Source organism: Mycolicibacterium chitae (assembly GCF_900637205.1).
In the GTDB taxonomy this organism is placed as follows: Bacteria; Actinomycetota; Actinomycetes; order Mycobacteriales; family Mycobacteriaceae; genus Mycobacterium; species Mycobacterium chitae.
In genome coordinates this window covers 125,719-144,054 of the sequence record NZ_LR134355.1, presented here as the reverse complement: position 1 = coordinate 144,054, position 18,336 = coordinate 125,719, and the positions used below count along the sequence as shown (strand labels likewise).

15 protein-coding genes are annotated in these 18,336 nt (G+C 69.4%); 2 read left to right on the top strand and 13 right to left on the bottom strand.

Features of this window, described 5'->3' with window-relative positions:
- Nucleotides 1-5: 5 nt before the first annotated feature.
- The 11 genes from fadD32 to glf form a co-directional block, all read right to left on the bottom strand.
- Nucleotides 6-1,898: a long-chain-fatty-acid--AMP ligase FadD32 gene (fadD32, locus tag EL338_RS00685; protein ID WP_126331991.1), complete on the bottom strand. Its 1,893-nt coding sequence runs from the start codon at nt 1,896-1,898 to the stop codon at nt 6-8.
- Nucleotides 1,899-2,153: 255 nt separating this feature from the next.
- Entirely contained in the window at nt 2,154-3,170 is a 1,017-nt protein-coding gene (gene culp6, locus EL338_RS00680) for a carboxylesterase Culp6 (RefSeq protein ID WP_126331990.1), read from the bottom strand.
- A 9-nt stretch (nt 3,171-3,179) separates the two neighbouring features.
- A complete protein-coding gene (locus EL338_RS00675; protein ID WP_235666323.1) occupies nt 3,180-3,641 on the bottom strand; it encodes a DUF732 domain-containing protein in 462 nt (153 codons plus the stop codon).
- A gap of 76 nt (nt 3,642-3,717) precedes the next feature.
- A complete protein-coding gene (locus EL338_RS00670; RefSeq protein WP_126336595.1) occupies nt 3,718-4,617 on the bottom strand; it encodes an alpha/beta hydrolase-fold protein in 900 nt (299 codons plus the stop codon).
- A 212-nt stretch (nt 4,618-4,829) separates the two neighbouring features.
- Nucleotides 4,830-5,894, bottom strand: coding sequence for an esterase family protein (locus tag EL338_RS00665; RefSeq protein ID WP_126331989.1), 1,065 nt, complete (start codon nt 5,892-5,894; stop codon nt 4,830-4,832).
- Between the two features lie 148 nt (nt 5,895-6,042).
- Nucleotides 6,043-7,002 (bottom strand): alpha/beta hydrolase, encoded by a 960-nt coding sequence (locus tag EL338_RS00660; RefSeq protein WP_435404915.1) that lies wholly within the window; start codon nt 7,000-7,002, stop codon nt 6,043-6,045.
- Nucleotides 7,003-7,148: 146 nt separating this feature from the next.
- Nucleotides 7,149-9,158, bottom strand: a complete 2,010-nt coding sequence (aftB, locus tag EL338_RS00655; protein WP_435404914.1) for a terminal beta-(1->2)-arabinofuranosyltransferase — start codon at nt 9,156-9,158, stop codon at nt 7,149-7,151.
- Between the two features lie 28 nt (nt 9,159-9,186).
- Entirely contained in the window at nt 9,187-10,098 is a 912-nt protein-coding gene (locus tag EL338_RS00650) for a decaprenyl-phosphate phosphoribosyltransferase (protein WP_126331987.1), read from the bottom strand.
- Nucleotides 10,095-10,667: a phosphatase PAP2 family protein gene (locus EL338_RS00645; protein WP_126331986.1), complete on the bottom strand. Its 573-nt coding sequence runs from the start codon at nt 10,665-10,667 to the stop codon at nt 10,095-10,097. Before EL338_RS00645 ends, EL338_RS00650 begins: the two co-directional genes overlap by 4 nt.
- Nucleotides 10,660-12,654, bottom strand: a complete 1,995-nt coding sequence (locus tag EL338_RS00640) for a glycosyltransferase (protein WP_126331985.1) — start codon at nt 12,652-12,654, stop codon at nt 10,660-10,662. The genes EL338_RS00645 and EL338_RS00640 overlap by 8 nt, the downstream gene beginning before the upstream one ends.
- The gene (gene glf / locus EL338_RS00635; protein WP_126331984.1) at nt 12,651-13,859 is read right to left on the bottom strand and encodes a UDP-galactopyranose mutase; all 1,209 of its coding nucleotides are present in this window, start codon (nt 13,857-13,859) and stop codon (nt 12,651-12,653) included. Before glf ends, EL338_RS00640 begins: the two co-directional genes overlap by 4 nt.
- 172 nt (nt 13,860-14,031) lie before the next feature.
- Between glf and EL338_RS00630 the strand changes: the two genes are divergently transcribed.
- Complete coding sequence (locus tag EL338_RS00630; protein ID WP_126331983.1) at nt 14,032-14,940, top strand: hypothetical protein; 909 nt, start codon at nt 14,032-14,034, stop codon at nt 14,938-14,940.
- Nucleotides 14,941-15,129: 189 nt separating this feature from the next.
- Complete coding sequence (locus EL338_RS00625; RefSeq protein WP_179967144.1) at nt 15,130-16,773, top strand: N-acetylmuramoyl-L-alanine amidase; 1,644 nt, start codon at nt 15,130-15,132, stop codon at nt 16,771-16,773.
- 3 nt (nt 16,774-16,776) lie between these two features.
- Here the strand turns inward: EL338_RS00625 and EL338_RS00620 are convergent, their stop codons facing one another.
- Together EL338_RS00620 and EL338_RS00615 are read right to left on the bottom strand one after the other, a co-directional pair.
- Nucleotides 16,777-17,592, bottom strand: a complete 816-nt coding sequence (locus tag EL338_RS00620) for an HAD family hydrolase (protein WP_126331982.1) — start codon at nt 17,590-17,592, stop codon at nt 16,777-16,779.
- Complete coding sequence (locus EL338_RS00615) at nt 17,589-18,335, bottom strand: lysophospholipid acyltransferase family protein (RefSeq protein WP_126331981.1); 747 nt, start codon at nt 18,333-18,335, stop codon at nt 17,589-17,591. Before EL338_RS00615 ends, EL338_RS00620 begins: the two co-directional genes overlap by 4 nt.
- Nucleotide 18,336 lies beyond the last annotated feature (1 nt).

The following is an 18,336-nucleotide window of genomic DNA, read 5'->3' as shown; positions in this document are numbered from 1 at the left end:
GGTTGTTAGTCCAACGCGTCCGGGAAGGCGTTGGCCACCTTGCCCGCACGCAGGGTTCCGTCCAGGTACGCGGCGCGGCACGCCCGGCGGCCGATCTTGCCGCTCGAGGTACGCGGGATGGCACCCGCGGCCGTGAGCAGCACATCGCGCACCGTCACGCCGTGCCGGACCGCGATCGCAGCGCGGATGTCGTCGGTGATGGGTCCGATCTCGAGCTTGTGCGCACCCGGTGCGCGCTCCGCGACGATCACCAGCTGCTCGGAGCTGTCGTCGGCATCGCGCTTGAGGCCCGAGTGGGCATTCTCGAAGACCTCGTCGGGCAGCTGGTTGGCCGGCACCGAGAAGGCCGCGACGTAGCCGGTGCGCAGCGCCTTGCTGGCCTCCTGCGCCGAGTACTCCAGATCCTGCGGGTAGTGGTTGCGCCCGTCGATGATGACGAGGTCCTTGACCCGGCCGGTGATGAACAGCTCGCCGTCGTAGTAGGCGCCGTAGTCGCCGGTGCGCACCCACGTGGCGTCGTCGTCGGCGCCCTCGGCGTGCGACGGGTTGGTCCGCGACTTCAGGATGTTCTGGAAGGTCTCGCGGGTCTCCTCGGGCTTGTTCCAGTACCCGGTGCCCATGTTCTGGCCGCTGATCCAGATCTCGCCGATCTGGCCGTCGGGCAGCTCGGTGGCGGTCTCCGCATCGACGATGACGGCCCACTCCCCGATGCCGACCTTGCCGGCACCGGCCTGCGCGACGGCCTTGGGGGAATCGTCGGCCACCTCGACGAACCGGCCGGAGTTCAGCTCGTCACGGTCGACGGAGATGATCCGGGGCAGGTCGGCGCTGGGCGTGGTCGAGACGAACAGCGTGGCCTCGGCCAGGCCGTAGGACGGCTTGATGGCCTTGGGGTCGAAGCCGAACGGGCTGAAGGCCTCGTTGAAGCGGCGCACGGTGGCCGCCGAGATCGGCTCGCTGCCGTTGAGGATGGCCTTGACGTTGGACAGGTCCAGCGGCGCCGAGCCCTCCTTGGGCACGCCGCGCGCGGCGGCGTGGTCGAACGCGAAGTTCGGGGCGACGGAGATGGTGCCGCCGGTGTCCTCGGGCTTGCGGCCCAACTCGCGGATCCAGCGCTCGGGGCGACGGACGAACGCGGCCGGGGTCATGAACGTGAAGCGGTAGCCGAGCATCGGCGCGATCAACGCCGTGATCAGGCCCATGTCGTGGAAGAACGGCAACCAGGACAGGCCGCGGTCGCCGTCGTCGCCGTCGAGCCCCTCGACCACCTGCAGCACGTTGGTGGCCAGGTTCAGGTGGGTGATCTGCACGCCCGTGGGGATCCGGGTGGAGCCCGAGGTGTACTGCAGATAGGCGATCGTGGTCTCGTCCGGCTCGGGCGGCTGCACCCAGGTGGCGGCGACCTCGTCGGGGATGGCATCGACGGCGATGACGCGCGGACGCTCCTTGGCGGGCCGGCTGCGGAAGAACTTGCGCACCCCCTCGGCGGCGTCGGTGGTGGTCAGGATGGCAGTCGGTTCGCAGTCATCGACGACGGCGTGCAGGCGGCCGACGTGGCCGGGCTCGGACGGATCGAACAGCGGCACCGCGATGCGGCCGCCGTACAGCGCGCCGAAGAACGCCACCAGATAGTCCAGGTTCTGCGGGCACAGGATCGCGACCCGGTCGCCGGGCTCGGTGACCTGCTGCAACCGCGCGGCCACCGCCTTGTTGCGGGCGCTGAACTCGGCCCAGGTCAGGTCGCGGGCGACCCCGTCGCGTTCGGTGGAGAAATCCAGGAAGCGGTACGCCAGGCTGTCACCGCGTACTTTGGCCCACTTCTCGACGTGTTTGACGATGCTGGAGTTTTCGGGGAAGACGATCCGCCCGTCCTTGATGAAGGGGTTGTGGAACGCCATAAATTTCTCCTGTCGAACACTGCTATCGGGTCAGCTGCGGCGTCATGTCCGATGACGCACCGGCGAGCTGGGCCGAACCGCGTGGCGCTGACCCCCAAACCTCACAGATCGTACAGACGCCCTGGGGACTCCCGTCGGATCGCTCCGAGGCACGGGATCAACGCCGCGCAGCTCTTAGTCTGTTCTTAATGTTACGGGCCGGTAGGGCTGACGACAAATTTCCTCGCGGGGCCGAGACCGTCTCGTGATCCGCCGCTAGCCGTGCTTGGGGTGCGGGGCGTTCTCGATCAGCCCCCGGGCCCAGTTCAGCGTCCACTCCGTGGCCGGCTGCCCGTCCAGACTCCAGAACTGCGGGGTGGCGTACAGCGCGTGCACCGGCTGACCGGCCCCACCGGCCAGGGTCTCCAGCGTCCGCGGCAGGTTGGTGATGCTGAACGCGCCGTCGGGCGCCGCGCAGATCAGGTCCCCGGCCGCGCAGATCTGGTTGGTGCGGTCGTTGAGCGCACCGAAACCGCCAGGCCGCGGCCCGGTCATCGCCAGGCCCAGCGTGGACAGCATCGGCACCTCGTGCAGGGTGATCTCGGCGCCGTGGCCCGGGGCGTTGGGGCCGATCTCCTTGCCGACGCCCATCTCGCGGCGGCCGTCGGCGATCAGCGTCGCACCGAGCACCAGGTCCTCGTCGACCGGCCCGCGCCCGTTGCCGATGTCGCTGGCGAGGTCACCGGCAATCACCGCGCCCTGCGAGAAGCCCATCAGCACATAGCTCGTCAGCGGGCAGCGCTCGTTCATGTCCGTCATCGCCTTGACCGCGGCCCGGGTGCCCTCGGCGCGGCTGTCGTTGTACGACATCTGCCCGTCGGCGGAGAACGGATTGTGGAACTGCGCGGTGTAGGGAACCGTGAACACCTGCAACCGCTCGGGGCTGAACTGCTCCTGCAGCGGCCGGCTGACCTTCAGCATCAGCGACATCGGGAACTGCGTCGGGTTCAGCGGGTCGTCGACCCGCGAGGACTCCCAGGTCCCCGGGATCACCAGCGCCTGCACGTCCGGGCAGCTGGCGTCCTGGAACTCGGGTCGGGGCTTGCGGTCGGGCGCCACCGACGTCGGCGGGACGGCCGAGGGCGGCACCGCGGTCGGCGGGGCCTCCGGGCGGCGGACGATGATCACGATCACGGCGACGACCAGCGCGATGACGACGGCGACGGCCGCGGCGGCGATCAGTCCGAGGATGCGGTGCCGACGGCGACGAGCGGCCTTGGTTGTGCGAGCCATCTTCTCCTGCTAGCAGAGTCGGTCGGTTGCGATGCGCATGTAGGCAGACGTCACGGCGTCGACCTGGTTGGTCATCGCCGTAGCCGCAACGTCGGGTTGCGCGTCGCGCAGGTCGCCGCGGATCAGCGGCAGTACGAAATCGCGTACCGCCTGATCGCTTTGCCCCGCACCATGTGCCTGACAGATGTAGGAGCCTATCGACAGCGCCATGAGCTCACTTGACGGGTGCACGCCGGCCTTCGTCAGGGCCGCCAGGAACTCCCGCTGCTCGTCCGTCGTGGCGAGGGTGTCGGTGTTCGGCTGGCCCACCGAACCGACGCCGGGATCCTGCGGGGCCACCGAGGACGTCATCACGGTCTCGCCGGGTGAGCAAGCACACACCGTGGCGGCGGTCGTCGCGGCGATCAACGCCGACGATGCCGTCAGCCAGGGCGTCCGCCCTGGGAGAAACCACCTGGTCCGCTGCAACACGACTCCACGTTACCGGCTACCGAGAACCTGCCCTGGCGCCCGCGGGCCTGCCGGCCCGCGGGCGTTCGGCTAACTGCTAGCCGATTGCTGCGGCGATGTCGTTGGACATCGCGCCCAACTGCGGGGCCCACGAGCCCCAGCCGTGGTCGCCACTGGTCGGGAAGTCGAAGTGGCCGTTGGAGCCGCCGTTGGCGCGGTAGGCCGAGTAGAAGGACCGGTTGCTGCCCTGGGCCTGGTCGGCGTAGCCGATCATCGCCGCGGGGTCGCTGGCGGTCAGCGTCTGGGGCGAGTAGACCCACAACCGGGTGTTGTTGTCGATCAGCAACTGCGAGTGCACGGTGGGGTCGTGCCACTTCCAGCGGCCCAGCTGGGCCGGGCCCCACATCCGGTTGGCGTCCGCGCCGCCGAAGCGCATCATGCCCTCCTGGATGGCGCCGTTGAGGAACGTGTTGGACGGGTTCATGAAGCCCGACAGCGAGCCCGCGTAGCGGAACCGGTTCGGGTAGAAGGCGGCCAACGTCACCGCGGCGGTGCCGCCCTGGGCGGCGCCGACGATGCCGTGTCCGGTGGGCGACAGGCCCTTGTTGGCGGCCAGCCAGTCGGGCAGTTCCGTGCTCAGGAACGTCTCCCACTGCTTGCTGCCGTCCTGCTCCCAGTTGGTGTAGAGGCTGAACGCGCCGCCGGCCGGCGCGGCGACCGAGACGCCCTTGCCCGCCAGGGCGTTCATGCCGTTGCCGACGGTCACCCAGTTGGAGACGTCGGGGGCGGCGTTGAACGCGTCGAGCAGGAAGACCGCGTGCGGTCCGCCGGCCTGGAACGCCACGGGGATGTCGCGGCCCATCGCCGCCGACGGCACCTGCAGGTACTCGACGCCCTCGGCGTGCGCGGTGCCGGGTGTGCCGTGGGCGGTGCCCACACCCCACAGCCCCACCGCCAGGACCGCCGCGCACATCAGGCGCATGATCGCCGCCCACATGGTCGGACCCACCAACGGGGCACCCACCGCCGTCCTACTCACCGTCGTACTCACCTTTGTGCGCCCCTTGTCGTAGTGATGGCCGCCCCGTCCGCAACGTAGTGAATCACATCACCGCACGCCGAGCGTCGGGGTCCGGACAATCGCGGGCGCGCCCGGAACAGCAGAACGGCGGTGGACCGTGAGGTCCACCGCCGTTCCGAAGGCGTTCGTCAGCCGCCCGCGCCGACCGGCTCAGCGGTCGCCGCGTCGGTCTCGGCGGCGGCGAGCGCGGCCGGGTCCTGCGGGACGGCACCCAGCACGCGCTGGATGTCCGGCTTCATCGCCTGCAGCTGCTGTCCCCAGTACGGCCAGTCGTGCGTGCCGCCCTCCGGGAAGTTGAAGACACCGTTGGTGCCGCCGGCAGCGATGTAGTTGTCCTTGAACGTCTTGTTGGTGCGCAGCGTGAAGCTCTCGAGGAACTTCGCGTTGAAGTTGTTGCCCGCGATGTTGCCGTTGACCTCGGCCGGCTTGCCGTTACCGCAGAAGATCCAGATGCGGGTGTTGTTGGCCACCAGGCGGTCGATGTTGACCATCGGGTCGTTGCGCTCCCAGGCGTTGTCCGGATCCTGAGTACGGCCCCACATGTCGTTGGCGTCGTAGCCGCCGGCGTCACCCATCGAGAGGTTGACCAGCATGGGCCACCAGCCCTCGGACAGGTTCAGGTAACCCGACAGCGACGCGGCGTACTGGAACTGTCCGGGGTGCCAGATCGCCAGGGTCAGCGCGGCCGAACCGGCCATCGACAGGCCCACCGCGGCGGTGCGGCTGTTGTCCACACCCTTGGTGGCCAGGTACGCCGGGAGCTCCTGGGTCAGGAAGGTCTCCCACTTGTAGGTGGTGCAGCCGTTGTTGCCGCAGGCCGGCTTGTACCAGTCGGAGTAGAAGCTGGACTGGCCGCCGACCGGCATCACGACCGACAGGCCGGAGCCGTGGTACCACTCGAACGCGGCGGTGTTGATGTCCCAGCCGTTGAAGTCGTCCTGCGCGCGCAGGCCGTCGAGCAGATAGACCGCCGGGGAGTTCTCGCCGCCGCTCTGGAACTGGACACGGATGTCGCGGCCCATTCCGGCCGACGGCACATCCAGGTATTCCACCGGCAGACCCGGCCGGGAGAACGCCCCGGCGGTCGCGGTGGAACCGGCGAAGCCGATCAGACCGGGCAGCAGGGCCGCTGCGGCGGCTCCGGCTGCGAGGCGGCGCCCCCACGCACCGCGCATCTTCTCGACAAACTTCATAGAACTACCCATCCCATCCTTTGATAAGCCGCACGTATTTCGGCGTCACTGACAACCCCATCGCGGCAGGAGCCGCTGACAACTGTGTCCACGCGCCCGTGTAGTCAACCACAGAAATGGCCATCGACTCTTGTCGGTTCCTTCTGCCTCAACCATTGAGCGTCGCGATCAGATCTGGCTTCATGGCCTGCAACTGCTGGCCCCAGTAGGCCCAGGAATGGTTGCCGGCCGCGGGAAAGTCGAAGGTCGCGTTGGTACCCCCGGCGGCCGCGTACTTCTCTTCGAAGCGCCGGTTGCTGCCGATCGCCAGGGTCTCCAAACTCGTGGCGTTCAGCGCCTGGTTCGGATCGGCGTTCTCGTCGAGATCCGTGGAACCGCCTGGCGCGCAATAGATCCACAGCCGAGTGCCGTTGTTGACCAGGGTCTGGACCTGCTCCACCGGGTCGTTGCGCTGCCAGGCCTTGTTCCACGGCGGGCCCCACATGTTGTCGACGTTGTAACCGCCGGCGTCGAGCATCGCCACCCGGATCGCCTGCTTCATGAACGGGGTCGACGGGTTGAGGAACCCCGACAGCGAGGCCGCGTACCGGAACTGCCCGGGGTGGTAGGCCGCCAGGATCAGGGCGGCCCCACCGGACATCGACAATCCGACGACGGCGTTCCCGCTGGGCGAAACCCCCTGGTTGGCGGCCAGGTAGGCGGGCAACTCGCGAGTGAGGAAAGTCTCCCATTTGTAGGTGTAGGTCTGGTTGTTGAAGTTCGACGGCGAGTACCAGTCGCTGTAGAAGCTGGACTGTCCACCCACCGGGAGCACGGTCGAGACGCCGGAGTCGTGGAACCACTCGAAGACCGCGGTGTTGATGTCCCAGCCGCTGTAGTCGTCCTGGGCGCGCAGACCGTCGAGCAGATAGACCGCGCGGGATCCGCCGCCCTGGAACTGCACCTGGATGTCGCGGCCCATGGCCGGCGAATACACCGACAGGTACTCCACGGGTAGCCCCGCGCGGGAGAATGCGCCGGCCGTCGGAACGCCACTGACCAGCACCGACAACGCGGGAACGGTCAGCACCGCGGCCATCGTGGCCAGCAGTCGGCGCGCAGCCGTCATCAGTCGTGGCGACGTCGTCGTCAAGACGTGATCCATCCGTTCGTTCGTGGCCGAAAGCGTGCTCGCGGCACGGCGCGTGGCGGGTCCGCCGGTGCGCCCCCCCCAAGAGGTATCGCTGCCGGGTCGACAAAGCGTTACCGACCGCCTCAGGGGCCGGTGGCCGGCAGGCCCGTGTACGGCGGTTCGGGCAACTCCGGGCTCTCGAGTCCGCAGCGCCGCAGTTCGTACATCGGTACCCGGTCGAGGCGGTACTGGGTGTAGTCGTAGGCGCGCAGCACGTTGGACAGGAACTTGCGCGGGCCCAGCGGTTCCCTGATCGACTTGAGCATGGCCTCGGTGGCCGGACACTGCAGTGCGGCCTCGGCCTGCCGGATCCAACCCTCGTCCAGGTAGGCCGGGATGTAGGGCGGTTCCTTGAGGAACGGGCCCTCAGCCACGGCCCAGTCCGGGAAGAGGTTCTTGTCGTGGCCGATCCGGCCGTCCTCGAGCCGATCGGAGTGCATGGCCAGCGGATTGGCCAGGCCGATCTGGTCGAGCACCCGGACGTCGAGACCCACATTCATGCCGAGCATGCCGAGGTTGGTGAAAAACACTGTGTGCGGCACGGTTTCGGGGTTGCGCGGCGCCTCGCCGGGAAGCGGCGGGGGCAGCGGCGGCGGGTAGGCCGGGACGACGTCCCACTGGTCGTAGTTGCCCGACGGCAGCAGCAGCGCCCCGTCGGGAGTGTTACGGATCGCCACCAGCACCGCGCGCATCCGCGGATAGTCCAGATAATCGGCGGCGGTCAGCGGATGGTCGTGGCCGGTGGCCTGCGAGTAGAACTCGCGCTCGTCGACGATCCCGGAGTAGGTGACCCGGGTGGCGTCGTAACCCATCCCCGGCGAGTTCGCGGCCCACAGCGCCCAGGCCACCACCGAACCCCACAGCACCGTCATGGCCCCGGCCAGCAGATAGCCTGCCTCCCTGGAGAATCGGGTGCCGTCAGGCTTGACGATCGGGATCACCGCGACCGGGGCCAGCATGCAGAACAGCGGGGTCAGCAGCACCCGGCCGTGCATGAAGTCGCCACCCTGGCGGATCCAGTACACCGCCTGGATCAGACCGCTGAGGGTGAAGAAGGCCACCACCGCGGGCGGGCTCTGCAGGGTGCGGACCAGTCGGCTGTGCTCCCCGATGACCTCGTGGTTGACCCACCAGGGCCGGGTGTGGGTGGCCACCAGCAGCAGGCCGAGCGCGATCAGCAGCACCGCCGGAATCCACAGCAGGTACGGGTTGTTGAAGTTCGCCAGGTACAGGAAGCCCTGCTCCCACCGCGACCCGGAGGCCTCCTTGGCCACCGCGGTGCCGGGCACCAGCAGCGCGTAGTAGCCCATCCGGAAGATCTGGTAGGCGACCGGAACCAGCCCGCCGGCCACCACGATCAGCAGCCGCCGGCCCCAGTCGCGGGCGGTCAGCAACAACAGCAGCAGGACGCCGACGCCGATCAGCGCGAGTTCGGGGCGCACCAGCACGCTCAGCCCCGCGACAAAGGCCAGCGCGCCAAGGAATCCCGGGCCGCCTGTGCTCCACAGCGATGCGCGTCGCTGCGTGCGCAGCCCCTGCGACCAGCAGACCAACATCCACCACAGCAGACCGACGTAGGTCAGCACCATGCCGTTCTCCAGGCCCGAGGTCGCGAAGTCGCGGGCCGGCGGGATGGCGATGTAGACCAGCGCACCGGCCGGCAGCAGCAGCGCGCTGCGGCCCCGCAGGCTGGGCGCGTAGAGCCGCGCGGCGCCGAGCATGAGCAGCACCACGCCGGTGACCGACAGGCTCAGCGCGACGGCCAGCGCCACGTACTCGAGGCGCACCGGGCCGCCGAGGAGGCCGCCCAGGTACATCACGTAGGTCCACAGCGTGGAGGTGTTGGCCTCGATCCGCTCGCCGGCGTTGAACACCGGCCCGTTGCCCGCCAACAGGTTTCGGATGGTGCGCAGGACGATCAGGCCGTCATCGGCGATCCAGCGACGCCGCCACGCGCCCCAGCCGAACAACACCGCGACCACCAGCAGGCTGCACCACAGGCTGATCCGGGCCGAGCCGGGCAGCGGGAAATCCGGGAGCAGCGGGGGCCGCGACGGCGGCTGCTTGGGCGACACCGGCTCCTTGGGCGACACCGGCGCCCGGCGCAGGGTCGGGGTGGCGTCAGCCGAAGATGACCGCGGCACCGACTGTTCCGATCCACGCCACCGCAAGGAACTGCAGCACCCGGTCCCGCAGTGCGATGTCCTCGGGCTCACCGGCGATGCCGCCGTCGATGTCGACGGCGTAGCGCAGGATCGCGATGGTGAACGGGATCATCGACACCGCGAACCACGAGCCCTCGTTGCCGTCGCGCTCGAAGGCCCACAGCCCGTAGCAGAGCACCACCGCGGTGCCCGCCAGCGTCCACACGAAGCGCAGGTAGCTGCTGGTGTAGCTCTCCAGGGACTTGCGGATCTTGGCCCCGGTGCGCTCGGCCAGCTGCAGTTCGGCGTAGCGCTTGCCGGCCGCCATGAACAGCGAACCGAAGGCCATCACCAACAGGAACCATTGCGACAGTGGGATTTGCGCGGCCGCGGCGCCGGCGATCGCGCGGATCAGATAGGCCGACGACACGATGCAGATGTCGATCACGGCCAGGTGTTTGAGGCCGAAGCAGTACGCCAGCTGGATGGCCAGGTAGGCGCCGATGACCACGGCCAGGTTGGGCTCGACGAACCAGGAGATGGCCAGCGCGGCCACCCCGAGGACCGCGGCCAGCCCGTAGGCCAGCCCCTCCGGGACCACCCCGGCGGCGATCGGGCGGAAGCGCTTGGTGGGATGCTGGCGGTCGGCCTCGACATCGCGGGCGTCGTTGACCAGGTAGATGCACGACGCCGCCATGCTGAACACCGCGAACGCGATGGCCACCCGGGTCAGCACGAAGCTGTAGTCGTACTCGACCTCGCCGCCGAGCGCGGCCAGCGGTGCGGCGAGCACCAGCAGGTTCTTCACCCACTGCCGCGGCCGCAGCGCCTTGACGACGCCGGCGGGCAGGGATTTCGGTGGGCCGGCGACCGCGGGCGTCTCAGTCATCGATCTCCTCTGTGACGGCGGTCCAACCGGACCGAAACAGCCTCGGTGCCCTTGGCCACGAGCGCGCCGACCACGATCCCGGTGGCGACGTCGGAGGGGTAGTGCACGCCGAGCACCATGCGCGACAACGCCATCGGCGGCACCAGCAGCGCGGGCAGCGGCGCGCCGGTGACCCGGCCGAGCAGCACGGCCGCGGCGGTGGTGGAGGTGGCGTGCGCCGACGGGAAGCTGAGCCGACTCGGCGTGCCCACGTTCACGGCGATGCCCGGATGCGACGGCCGGGTGCGGCGGACCACCCGTTTGATGACGACGGCGGCGGCGTGCGCGAGGAATGCGCCCGCACCGGCGGTGACCCACTCCCGACGGCGGCGCGGGTTGGCCAGCGCGCCCGCGGCCGCGACGGCCACCCAGCCCAGGCTGTGCTCGCCGAAGTGCGACATGGCCCGCGCGATGCGCAGTACGCCGGGCCTACCCGCCAGCGCGCCCTGCACCGCGATGAGCGCGATCTCCTCGCGGGTGGGCGGGGGCGCGTCGGCGGGCGTGGCCGCGCGCCACTGCGGTTCAGGCATTGCTGGTTTCCGGGCTGGGTTCCAGCAGTACCGACTCCCACTTCTGCTTGCTGGTCAACGTCGGCAGTGCCGCCCGGTAGACCCGACGCATGGTGTTGTACTTGCGGGCCAGTCGGATGTGCTGACGCAGCGAGGCCCGCAGCAGGCCGAACATCTTGTCCCGGTCGCGCTGCCGGTAGACCACGCCGCGACCGTCGGCCGTGGTGACCGTGACCCCGTCGACCCGGCACAGCAGGAACCAGCGCGCATCCTGGGTGGCCACGTTCAACTCGGGGCGCACGTGATGCTCCGGGTTTTCCTTCTTCAGCTGGTGAATGACGCCGCGCGCCAACGTCAGACCGATGGCGGGCAACGACACCGGCGGCCGGTTGACCGATCGGCGGCCCGACGGGCTGGGCAGCGAGGTGGCGCCCGGCAGTGGGACGGCGTCGGGGAACTGCTTGCGCATCCGGTGCACGTCCGGCAGCGCCGACTCGAGGATGGAGAAGATGCGCTCCGGTCCGGCCAGGAAGTCCTCGATGGCCTGGTTCTGGATGGCGACCGTCGAATACTCCAGGCACAGCAGGTGTTTCGCGGTCGCCTTCAGCGAGCTCTTCAGCAGCCCCTTGACGTCGCCGTCCCAGTGCAGCGCCGAGACCACCAGCCGGTTGCGCAGGTGGAAGTAGGCCTGCCAGTCGATGGCGTCGTCCTTGTCGCTCCACGCCATGTGCCAGATCGCGGTGCCCGGCATGGTGACGGTGCCGTAGCCGTGTTCGGCTGCGCGCAAACCGTATTCGGCGTCGTCCCACTTGATGAACAGCGGCAGCGGCTGACCGAGTTCCTCGGCGACGGCCCGCGGGATCATGCACATCCACCAGCCGTTGTAGTCGACGTCGATGCGCCGGTGCAGCAGCTTGCTGCGCTCTTCCTCGTCGGCCAGCGGGAACTTCGCGAAGTCGTGGTCGTAATCGGTGTAGGGCGCATTCGTCCACATGAAGTTGGAGCGGTCGACCACCTCGCCCATCACGTGCAGGTGCGAGGGCTCCTGCAGATTGAGCATCTGCCCGCCGACGATGGTCGGCGACTTGGCGAATCGGTTCAGCGCCAGCGCCCGCAGGATCGAGTCCGGCTCGATGCGGATGTCGTCGTCCATGAACAGGATCTGTTCGCAGTCGGTGTTCTTCAGCGCCTCGTACATCACCCGGCTGTAGCCGCCCGACCCGCCGAGATTCGGCTGGTTGTGGATGGTCAGGCGATCATTCAGCGGGGCCGCGGCGGCCGCGAAGTCCGGATGGTCGACGGCCTTCTTGTTGCCCTGATCGGAGACGATCACCGCACCGATCACATTGTCCACCAACGGATCCGAGGTCAGCGCGGCCAGGGCGTTGACGCAGTCCGAGGGGCGGTTGAAGGTCGGGATGCCCACGGCGATGTTGGCCCGGCCCGGGGCGGGCACCGGGGCGTACCAGCCCGCGCTGTGCACGGTGACATCGGAATCGGTGGTGATGTCGAACCAAATCCAGCCGCCGTCCTCGAAGGGATCCAGGCCGATCTCGAACTCGGTCCAGGCGGGTTCGGCGAGCGGTGTAGTTCCGCGAGCACGAGGCCCGCCGACATCGGACCCAGCGGGGGTCGACGGGTCCGGGCTAGACACCGGGGCGCCGCCGACGGTGATGCGGGCGCCGGTGGCCTTGGTGCGGTAGACGTCGACGCGGCCCGAGCCGGTCAACTCGACGCGCAGCACCACCGACTCCAGGGTCGACCACCGTCGCCAGTAGCTGGCCGGGAACGCGTTGAAGTAGGTCGCGAAGGACACCTCGGAGTCGCGGCCGATCTCCAGCGAGGTGCGGGTCGGGGCGTGCGCGCGGCGGGCGTTGGTGGCGGATTCCTCGATGTAGAGCTTGCGCACGTCCAGCGGTTCGCCGGGGCGCGGCAGGATGATCCGGGACAGCAGGCTCACCGCCCGGGACTCCGCTGCGTCGAGCGGGCCGGAGGGGATGTCACTCATGCGGTACTGCTTTCGTCTGTCAGTGCGGCGCCGTCGACCAGGTGCGGCGCCAGGACGTTGTCGTACATGTTGAGCGCACTGGCGATGGCCATGTGCATGTCGAGGTACTGGTAGGTACCCAGGCGGCCACCGAACAGCACCTTTGCTGCCGCGGTCTCGGCCTTGGCGCGATTGCGATACGCCGTCAGCAACGCCCGGTCGGCGTCGGTGTTGATCGGGTAGTACGGCTCGTCGTCGGCGTCGGCGAAGCGGGAGTACTCGCGCATGATCACGGTCTTGTCGGTCGGGTAGGACCGCTCCGGATGGAAGTGCCGGAACTCGTGGATGCGGGTGTAGGGCACGTCCGCGTCGTTGTAGTTCATCACCGAGGTGCCCTGGAAATCGCCGGTCGGCACCACCTCGAGCTCGAAGTCCAGCGTGCGCCAGCCCAGCCGGCCCTCGGCGTAGTCGAAGTAGCGGTCCAGCGGTCCGGTGTAGACCACCGGGGCCTCGGGGTTCTCGGCGCGCAGTTGCTCGCGGACGTCGAACCAGTCGGTGTCCAGCCGCACCTCGATGCGCTCGTCGGCGGCCATGTTCTCCAGCCAGGCGGTGTAGCCGTCGACGGGCAGGCCCTCGTAGGTGTCATTGAAGTAGCGGTTGTTGAACGTGTAGCGGACCGGCAGCCGGGTGATGTTGGCCGCGGGCAGTTCCTTGGGGTCGGTCTGCCACTGCTTGGCGGTGTAGTGCTTGACGAACGCCTCGTACAGCGGCCGGCCGATCAGCGAGATGGCCTTTTCTTCCAGGTTCTGGGCGTCGGCGGTGGCGATCTCGGCGGCCTGCTCGGCGATCAGCGCGCGGGCCTCGTCGGGGCTGAAGTAGCGGCCGAAGAACTGCGACACCAGGCCCAGCCCCATGGGGAACTGATAGGCCTGCCCGTCGTGCATCGCGAAGACGCGGTGCTGGTAGTCGGTGAAGTCGGTGAACTGCCGCACGTACTCCCACACCCGCTGGTTGGAGGTGTGGAACAGGTGCGCGCCGTACTTGTGGACCTCGATGCCGGTTTCCGGCTCGGCCTCGGAGTACGCGTTTCCACCTATATGGGGGCGCCGCTCGACGACGAGTACCCGTTTACCCAGCTGCGTGGCCACGCGCTCAGCGATCGTCAGCCCGAAAAAGCCGGATCCGACGACAAAGAGGTCATAGCGACCAGGGTGCGGAGAGGTCATCGGAGGCAAGGGTATCGGACAGTGCCAAATTGCCCCGAGCGACGCCGACAACTCCGCCATGTCGCGATTCGCTCACGATTCCGCATCGTCACTCTAGTCACAGCTGTCACAGCTGTACCGTCGATCCAGTAGTTCCAGATGCACACACGTAGTCCAGATTGAGGAGACTTCCGTGCCAAACCGACGTCGACGCAAGCTCTCGACAGCCATGAGCGCGGTCGCCGCCCTGGCCGTTGCGAGTCCATTTGCCGTGATTGCCCTTTCCGAGCTCTCGCCGGTCCCGCAGGAGCGCGACTTCGAGCAGGCGGCCGTCGTGACCGACCTGCCGAACGAGCTGATGTCCGCCCTGCAGCAGGGCCTCTCGCAGTTCGGGATCAACCTGCCGCCCATGCCGACCGGCCTGAGCCCCGCGGGCGCCATGCCCGCCACCGGGCTGACCAATCCGGCGCTGACCAGCCCCGGCCTGGGTACCCCGGGTCTCACCACGCCCGGTCTGACCACCCCCGGTCTGACCTCTCCGGGTCTCACCACGCCCGGTCTGACCTCTCCCGGTCTGACCACGCCGGGTCTGACCACGCCGGCGACCCCCGGGCTGACGACGCCCTCGCTCGACGATCCGGCGCTGGCCAACCCGGCCCTGACCCCGGAGCTGACCAGCCCCGCGGGCCTGACCCCCGGGCTGACCGACACGGGCCTGAACCCGGCGCTGACCTCGCCGGATCCGCTGGCCCCGGTGCCGGGTGCCGCGCCGGGCCTGGGTCTGCCCAATGAGGTGCCGATCAGCGCGCCGATCGGGCTCGATCCGATGGCGGGCACCTACCCGATCCTGGGTGACCCCTCGCTGGCGACGATGCCGGCCTCGACCGGGGGCGGCGGGCTGATCAGCGACCTGAGCAGCGCCGCCAACCAACTCGGCGCCGGTCAGGCGATCGACCTGCTCAAGGGTGTCGTGATGCCGTCGATCATGAGCGCGGTGCAGTCCGCGGCACCGGCCGCCCAGGGCGCCGCCGCCCCGGCCGCCGAGGCCGCCGCCGGAGCCGCCGCCGGTGCGGCCGAGGCCGCAACCGCCGCGGCGGGGTGACCGACGCCACCGTCCGGTAACAAAAAGTCCTGTAACCAAACGGCACCGCAGGGTGGGCTCGCACTCGACCCCTATCGAGCCCGAACTCCCTGCGGTGCCGTTGCACGTGCGGGATCACCTAGTCACTTAATTCACTTTCGTACCGTGTCGAAACACGAGTAACACACGACACATACGTAACATCGGACCGTGCCCCGCCGTTCCGGCCGCCGGCCACCGCCGGCTCTGCTGCTCACCGCGATCGCGGCGACCGTGGTGATCCTGCCGTGGGCCCTCGACGGGTCCCAGCCGCGCGACGAAGCGCCCAGCGCCGAGGACACCCGCCTGGTCGAACAGCCGCTCGACGGACTCGGCGGCGGCACCACGGTGCGCGAGATCTCGCAGCCGACCCCGTTCTCCATGGTGGCGCTGACCGGTGACGACCTCACCGACACCTCCGCGCGCATCCGGGCCAAGCGCGGCGACGGCAGCTGGGGCCCCTGGTACGAGGCCGAGCCGCTGCGGTCGGCCGCCGACGACAGCGCCGACAGCGCGCCGCGGGGCACCGACCCCGTCTTCGTCGGCAACACCACCAGCGTGCAGATCGCGGTCGACCGGCCCGCCGGCGCGCCCACGACGACCGCCGAGACCCCCCGCGACGACGCCGCCGACCAGGAACTCGGCTACCGGCCCGCCTCCGTCGAACAGCCGCTGGGACAGCATCTTTCCGCGGTGCTCATCAGCCCGCCGCAGGCCCCGGTCGACGTCCAGTGGACACCGCCCACCGCGGCGCTGCCGCCGGGGCAGCCGCCGGCCATCATCAGCCGCGCGCAGTGGGGCGCGGGCCCGACCGGCCGCTGCGGCCCGCCGGTCTACGGCGACTCGGTGCGGGCCGGGGTGGTGCACCACACCGCCGGCAACAACGACTACGCCCCCGAGGATTCGGCGGCGATCATCCGCGCCATCTACGCGTATCACACCCAGACGCTGGGCTGGTGCGACATCGGCTACAACGCCCTGGTCGACAAGTACGGCCAGGTCTTCGAGGGCCGCGCCGGCGGCACCGACCGCCCGGTCGAGGGCTCGCATTCCGGCGGCTTCAACCACAACACGTTCGGCGTGGCGATGCTCGGCAACTTCGACGAGTTCCGGCCGCCGGACATCCTGCTGGGCACCATGGGCCGGCTACTCGGCTGGCGGCTGGGTCTCGACCACGTCGACCCGCGCGGCACCGTCGTGATGCCTTCGGCCGGTGGGCAGTTCACGCACTTCGCCCGCGGCTCCATGCCCACGCTGCCGACCATCTTCACCCACCGCGACGTCGGGAACACCGACTGCCCGGGGGACGCCGCCTACGCCGCGCTCGACGAGATCCGCGATCTGGCAGCGCGGTTCAACCAACCCCCGCCCCCGCTGACGCTCGAGGACCGGCTGCGCGGCGGCGCGATCTTCGCCAAGTGGGAGTCGATGGGCGGGGACGCCTCGGCGCTCGGGGCGCCCACCTCACCGGAGGCCTTCGCCGACCGGGGTGCGCGGTATGCCACCTTCGAGCACGGGGCCATGTACTGGTCCAGCGAGAGCGGGGCCGAACCGGTGACCGGCGCCATCTACGCGGCCTGGGCGTCCCTGGGCTACGAGCGCGGCCTGCTGGGCCTGCCGACCAGCGCCGAGATCCACGAGCCGCAATGGATCGTGCAGAACTTCCAGCGCGGCACCCTGAACTACGACCGCGAGACCGGCCTGGTCACCCGCGTGGTCGACGGGGTCGCCCAGCGGCTCCCGCCGCCCCCGCCGGACGGCCCGCCGGTCCAGCTCGAGCGGTTCACCCCGATCCAGCTCAAGATCACCAACTAGGGGTCAGGGCCACCAGCGCTCGAGGACCCGGGCCAGGCCGTCGTCGGTGTTCGGCGTCGTCACCTCGTTGGCCGCGGCGATGGCCGCCGGATGCGCGTTGCCCATCGCCACCCCGTGCCCGGCCCAGGCCAGCATCGCCACGTCGTTGGGCATGTCGCCGAAGGTGATGGTCTCGTCGGCGGTGATGCCCAACGGATCGGCGAACTCGGCGATCCCGGTCGCCTTGCTGACGCCGGACGGCATCACCTCGATCAGACCGTTGTTGGTGCTGTAGGTGATATCCGCCTCGCTGCCAATGTGTTTCACCAACTCGGCGGCCATGTCGGAGCTCGTGGCCCCGACCTGGCGGATCAGCAGCTTGATCGCCGGGGCCGAGAGCAGGTCGGTCAGCGACACCTCGGTGTTGTCCGGATTGAGCCAGGCGTGCTCGTAGCCCGGCGAACTGACGAACTGCGGCGTCGCCGCGTCGTGGGCGCTCTCCCCCACCCGCTCGACGGCCAGGCCCGCCCCCGGCAGCACCCGGTGCGCGAGGTCGGCGAGGCGGACCAGCGCGTCGATCGACAGCGTGCGCACCGACAGGATCCGGTCCGTCGACGGGTCGTAGAGCACAGAGCCGTTGGCGCACACCGCCAGTGGCGCGAATCCGAGCGCGTCGACCACCGGGGCCACCCAGCGCGGCGGCCGGCCGGTGGCCAGGATGAAGCGGGTGCCCGAGTCCACCGCGGCGTTCACCGCATCCTTGGTGCGCGGGGTCACCTGTTCGTACTCGTCGAGCAGGGTGCCATCCACGTCGGTGGCGATCAGTGCGGGCGGGGTCATCGTTGGTCACTTCGCTTTCGGGCCCGCTCGGCCAGTTCGGCCTCGTCGAGCTGTTTGGCCTCGGCCGGGGTGGGGGCGCCACCGCCGAGTCGCCGGGGCACCCAGTAGGCGCCGGCCGGATGCGGATAGTTCTCCTGCACCCGGTGCAGGATCGTCGTCATCGAGGCGCGCAACGCGGCCTCCAGTTCTGCGGTGGTGCCGACCGGGTCGAGCGGCTCGCCCACCTCCACGGTGATCGGGATCTTCCTGCGGCTCAGGCGCCTCGGGTGGTCCTTGGTCCACATCCGGTGCGCGCCCCAGACGATCAACGGGATGAGCGGCACCTGCGCCTCGAGCGCCATCCGCGCCGCGCCCGACTTGAACTCCTTGAGTTCGAAGGAGCGGCTGATGGTGGCCTCCGGGTACACGGCGACCAGTTCGCCCTCGCGCAGCCGCTGCACCGCCTCGGCGTAGGCCCCGGCACCCGCGCTGCGGTCCACCGGGATGGTCTTGGAGTGCGTGATCAGGAAGTTGACCACGCGCACCTGCGTCATCTCGGCCTTGATCATGAACCGCAGCCGCCGCTTGCGCTCGGTCGCCGCCAGCGCCGCGGGCAGGAAGTCGATGTAGCCGGTGTGGTTGATGGCGACGACCGCACCACCGCGCCGCGGGAGGTTTTCCAACCCGTGGAAGGTGATCCTGGTTCCGGTGACGCGCCGCGCGATCCCGGCCGCGATCTCCAGGCTGCGGAAGACCGGCTCCATG

Excerpts from the sequence above, each read along its gene's own strand:
- fadD32 (WP_126331991.1), bottom strand. The coding sequence starts at position 1,898 with ATGGCGTTCCACAACCCCTTCATCAAGGACGGGCGGATCGTCTTCCCC.
- culp6 (WP_126331990.1), bottom strand. The coding sequence starts at position 3,170 with ATGGCTCGCACAACCAAGGCCGCTCGTCGCCGTCGGCACCGCATCCTC.
- EL338_RS00670 (WP_126336595.1), bottom strand. The coding sequence starts at position 4,617 with ATGTGGGCGGCGATCATGCGCCTGATGTGCGCGGCGGTCCTGGCGGTG.
- EL338_RS00665 (WP_126331989.1), bottom strand. The coding sequence starts at position 5,894 with ATGAAGTTTGTCGAGAAGATGCGCGGTGCGTGGGGGCGCCGCCTCGCA.
- EL338_RS00660 (WP_435404915.1), bottom strand. The coding sequence starts at position 7,002 with ATGACGGCTGCGCGCCGACTGCTGGCCACGATGGCCGCGGTGCTGACC.
- EL338_RS00650 (WP_126331987.1), bottom strand. The coding sequence starts at position 10,098 with ATGACTGAGACGCCCGCGGTCGCCGGCCCACCGAAATCCCTGCCCGCC.
- EL338_RS00645 (WP_126331986.1), bottom strand. The coding sequence starts at position 10,667 with ATGCCTGAACCGCAGTGGCGCGCGGCCACGCCCGCCGACGCGCCCCCG.
- EL338_RS00640 (WP_126331985.1), bottom strand. The coding sequence starts at position 12,654 with ATGAGTGACATCCCCTCCGGCCCGCTCGACGCAGCGGAGTCCCGGGCG.
- glf (WP_126331984.1), bottom strand. The coding sequence starts at position 13,859 with ATGACCTCTCCGCACCCTGGTCGCTATGACCTCTTTGTCGTCGGATCC.
- EL338_RS00620 (WP_126331982.1), bottom strand. The coding sequence starts at position 17,592 with ATGACCCCGCCCGCACTGATCGCCACCGACGTGGATGGCACCCTGCTC.
- EL338_RS00615 (WP_126331981.1), bottom strand. The coding sequence starts at position 18,335 with ATGGAGCCGGTCTTCCGCAGCCTGGAGATCGCGGCCGGGATCGCGCGG.